The organism is Sulfurimonas sp., from assembly GCF_023228785.1.
Taxonomy (GTDB): Bacteria; Campylobacterota; Campylobacteria; order Campylobacterales; family Sulfurimonadaceae; genus Sulfurimonas.
The window spans coordinates 1-3,762 of the sequence record NZ_JALOAN010000070.1; the positions used below are offsets into that span (position 1 = coordinate 1).

Genomic DNA, 3,762 nt, shown 5'->3' on the forward strand with positions numbered 1-3,762 from the left:
AGTTAGGCGCGAAAGCGATCGATTACACGGATCAGGCCGGCTCCACGGATTTCTACACGACGGATTGGTCGTGCGACCTCGTCGATTTCGCGGCCGGGTGGGAGACGTCCGGCACGGTCGCGCCGCACGACAGCGGCGAAACGACGTGTTTCGCCGGTGCGGGTCATTCGTTCGACCGGTCAACGTTCGCGGTATCCACCACCGAATCCCCCACGGTGGAGCTTCGTTATCGTTCGGGCAGCAATCCGCTGGCGCTGGGCGATTGGTCGTCGTTCATGGGGTTGGCCGCGTTTCAGGCCACGGATAACGACGACATGCCCTATTACGCGTTCGAGGTGAAAATCGCGAACGCGGGGGCGTATGCCACGGTTGAGTCGGTCGAATGCGATACATACGTAAGCGACGTCACGCCCCCGGGCGTGCCTGAAATCCGGGCGATTGTCGCGACGGGCGCGACGGTGCTGGGCATGCGCGCCGACTGGGCCGAGCCGACCGATACCGATTTCGCGTATGTGCGGATCGACATCAACGTCAACGCCGCCGGCTGGGTGCCCTTCAACGCGCAGGCGGAAGTCGCGGCGGGCGATTCGATGCATTTCAACCGCGCGCTTGCGGGCACGGAAACCGAACGGGCCGGGTACCGTTTCGAGCGCCACATCTCCATGATGGGCATGTTTTCCGACGGCGACACGGTGGCGGTGCGCGCCCGGTCCGTTGATACGTTCAGCAACGAATCCGCGTGGAGCGTGTCGGACACGGCGACGCTGCGCCCGCCCGATTACCCGGCGCCGGAGTACGTCCTGACCGGGCACACCACGAATTACGCCGACGGCGTATACGCGTACGCGCCGCCCGCGCACGTCGAGCAGGATTACCAGTACGGCGCGAACGGCACCCAATACACGGGGTCGCTTGTGGTCACGGTGGACGTGCCGGCGCAGCCGATCCTGAGCGTATCCGATTTGGGCGACGGCACGGTGCGGATTGCGGTGACGGGTGCGACGGACGCGACGACGAACGTCGTGTACGTGCGCGCGGCGGACGGATCGTGGCCGGAGGCGGCGACGGTGACGTTTTCCGGCGACGGATCAGAAGACGTGCCGCTGGCGGCGGGCGTGTATTTCGCGCGGGTGATTTCCTCGAATGCGTCGCAATGCGCCGCGCCGGGGCAGACCGATCCGGTGTGGTTCGCGGCGGCGGATACGGCGGACGATCCGTCGCGTTCGGCGTTCGGCGACACCATGCATGCGCTGGACCTCGACATGCTGGCCGCCTTCGGGCAGTCGGTGACGTACAGTCGCGGCGATGCGGTGGTTACGCTGACCGGTATCCTTGGACCAGCCGTTACGGAATACGACGACCGGGCGGCGATGCGGATCGCCGTCGGCGACGCGTCGTTGACGGTATTGGGCGAGGATCTGGATTTCGGCGCGGGTGCTGTGGAGCCGCGCCTGCATGATGCGGTGCGCACCGACGACGGGCGCACGTATACGGTGATGCAGCCGGGGAAATACGACCGCGAGCGGCTGATGCGGAAAATACCGCTCCGGAAAATGGAGTAGACGATGGCGTCCCCCTTGACCGATCTGGCGAACGAAGTGGTCGCGGCCCTGAACGCGTCGAGCACGTTTTCACAGACGTTTACGGCCGAGCTGTCGTACCTGTCCGCGTACACGCCGAAGGACGGCGAGACGTTGCGGGTCATGGTCATGCCCGCGGCGGCGACGTATGGCGACAAGGGCGGCGGTTTGCGGTCGGCGCGGCGGTTCGCGCGGTGCGATTACATGGTGGACGTCGGGGTGTTCGCGCGGGTGGACGCCGCCGACGGGCAGTTAGACGCCGACGCGATGGAAAGCATGTTGGAGCTGATGGACGAAATCTATCTGGCGTTGCTGGATGCGTCGTTTTCCGCGCCGGTTGAGGCGGTAGAGAATGAGCCGGTGTACGACCCCAAGGACGCGGGAAGCGGCCTGTTCGTGTCCGTGCTGTCGATCCGTTTCCGGATGGACCGGAGGGTATAGCCATGGGCGCGATGAAGAAAATGTCGAACCTGGAACGCCCGGCGCGGCGGCGATCCGTGGTCGGCCTCGGCAAACACGGCGGCGGCGGCGGGTTTTCCTTCGCGTACAGCATCGACGCGCGGGAGTTGAAGCGGCGCATAAATGCGGCGGAGCGCAAAAACCTGCGGGCGGCGGCCAGGTTGATCGGCGCCGACGCGAAGAGGAGCATGCGCAAGGCTCCCGCCGTGCGGCGGCGCGACGAGGCGGGGCGATTCAAAAAGTCGATTGCGTGGGAAGCGAGTCGCCCGGGCGAGCCGCCGAACGTGCGCACGGGCAATCTGCGCGGATCGATCGGTTATGCCATGGGCAAGCATACGGTTTGGATCGGCGCGCGGTGGCCCAAGGGCGCGGCCGGACCGCTGATGGAGCACGGGACGAAAAAGATAATTACCAGGGCGTTCATGGGACCGGCCCGCCGCCGCGCGGACCATGCGATTCCGCGATATTGGCGTAATTCGCTGTAAAGGAAAAGGAGAAAGAGATGCCGAACAAAGGATTCGAAAATTACCTGTACATCAACACCAACACCACGGAGTCGCCGACGTGGACCGAAATCGACTTGGCCAAGGACGTTACGTTCAACAAGGACAAGGGCGAGATCGACGGCACGTCGCGGAAGACCGCGCGCGACGGTTACAGCGCCACCGAAGACGGGCTGAAGGCCTGGTCGGCCGAGTTCGACAGCCTGATTCCGTCCGAGGACGAAGACGCGAACGCGGCGCTGGCAGCGTTGGACGCGGCTTATCGTGCCAACACTACGGTCGACGTTTTGCGCGTGCGCGGCGGGTCGGTAGCCACTGACGGGTGTTACGCCGAGCGGGTGACGTGCGGCGTGTTCGGCGGGTCGGAAGGCGAGCCGATGAACGACATGTCCACCATTTCATACACGCTGAAGAACAAGGCCGTGCCCGCGGTCGGCACCGTGTCTTCGAGCGAATTCGTCGCCGGCTCCTGAGTCGGATAAGGCCCGCGCCCGGAATTCCCCGGGCGCGGGAACATCCTTGAACATTCTTCCTGCACAGGCGGGATAAAGCGGAGAGAACCATGGACAACGAACTGAATACGAAATTCACAGATCAGCGCGGCCGCGAGCGCGACGTGCGGATTACGGTGGCGATTGCGCATGCGTTTTGCCGCGAGCATCGGGCGAAGCTGGAACATTTCGTGCCGTGCCTGATGGATTCGGCGCAGTTATTGGACCTGGCGTACGCGGGCACGCGGCGCGGTTCATGGGTGACGGCGCACGGCGAGACGAAGGACGAATTTTTCGAGGCTCTGGAAGGCCCGGCACTGGCCCGGTCACAGGAGGCGGCCGCGAACGCGGTGGTAAATTTTACCCTGCGGTGCGGGACCGAAATGCAGCGGCGGATGCTGCAAGCCGAGGTGGCGCTGCGCGGCGACGGCGTGGCGGAGGCGGAAATCGTGGAGCGGCTGACGGCGTTGGCTGGTCCTGGCGGGATGTCTGCCGCCTCTGTGGACGTACCGGAGCCGGAAGCCCCGGGCAATGCGACCTGACTTTGCGTGAATTGGTCTGGATGCGTGAGGGCACGCTCGAGGACGCGTTCGACCGTGCGGCGTTGCAGACGGCGCTGATCAATAATCTGTTCGCCGAAAAGCCGGAGCGGTTGGAAAAGTTCGATCCGTTGCGGAATAAACATTGAGGACTTGAATCATGGCTAATGCGGTGCAAATGGGTCGCGCG

6 protein-coding genes are annotated in these 3,762 nt (G+C 64.5%); all 6 read left to right on the forward strand.

What is annotated here, in order from left to right:
• Nucleotides 1-1,562: hypothetical protein (locus M0Q24_RS11395; RefSeq protein ID WP_295050758.1), on the forward strand; the 1,562-nt coding region annotated here is incomplete at its 5' end.
• A 3-nt stretch (nt 1,563-1,565) separates the two neighbouring features.
• Entirely contained in the window at nt 1,566-2,021 is a 456-nt protein-coding gene (locus M0Q24_RS11400) for a hypothetical protein (protein WP_295050760.1), read from the forward strand.
• A gap of 2 nt (nt 2,022-2,023) precedes the next feature.
• Nucleotides 2,024-2,524 carry a hypothetical protein gene (locus M0Q24_RS11405; protein WP_295050762.1) on the forward strand — a complete coding sequence of 167 codons (501 nt, stop codon included), beginning with the start codon at nt 2,024-2,026 and terminating at the stop codon, nt 2,522-2,524.
• A gap of 17 nt (nt 2,525-2,541) precedes the next feature.
• Entirely contained in the window at nt 2,542-3,015 is a 474-nt protein-coding gene (locus M0Q24_RS11410) for a hypothetical protein (protein WP_295050764.1), read from the forward strand.
• Between the two features lie 89 nt (nt 3,016-3,104).
• Nucleotides 3,105-3,575 carry a hypothetical protein gene (locus tag M0Q24_RS11415; RefSeq protein ID WP_295050766.1) on the forward strand — a complete coding sequence of 157 codons (471 nt, stop codon included), beginning with the start codon at nt 3,105-3,107 and terminating at the stop codon, nt 3,573-3,575.
• A gap of 20 nt (nt 3,576-3,595) precedes the next feature.
• Entirely contained in the window at nt 3,596-3,721 is a 126-nt protein-coding gene (locus M0Q24_RS11420) for a hypothetical protein (protein ID WP_295050768.1), read from the forward strand.
• Nucleotides 3,722-3,762 lie beyond the last annotated feature (41 nt).

Bases quoted from the DNA above. Each gene is read 5' to 3' on its own strand.
- M0Q24_RS11410 (WP_295050764.1), top strand. From the start codon at position 2,542: ATGCCGAACAAAGGATTCGAAAATTACCTGTACATCAACACCAACACC.
- M0Q24_RS11415 (WP_295050766.1), top strand. From the start codon at position 3,105: ATGGACAACGAACTGAATACGAAATTCACAGATCAGCGCGGCCGCGAG.
- M0Q24_RS11400 (WP_295050760.1), top strand. From the start codon at position 1,566: ATGGCGTCCCCCTTGACCGATCTGGCGAACGAAGTGGTCGCGGCCCTG.
- M0Q24_RS11405 (WP_295050762.1), top strand. From the start codon at position 2,024: ATGGGCGCGATGAAGAAAATGTCGAACCTGGAACGCCCGGCGCGGCGG.
- M0Q24_RS11420 (WP_295050768.1), top strand. From the start codon at position 3,596: ATGCGTGAGGGCACGCTCGAGGACGCGTTCGACCGTGCGGCGTTGCAG.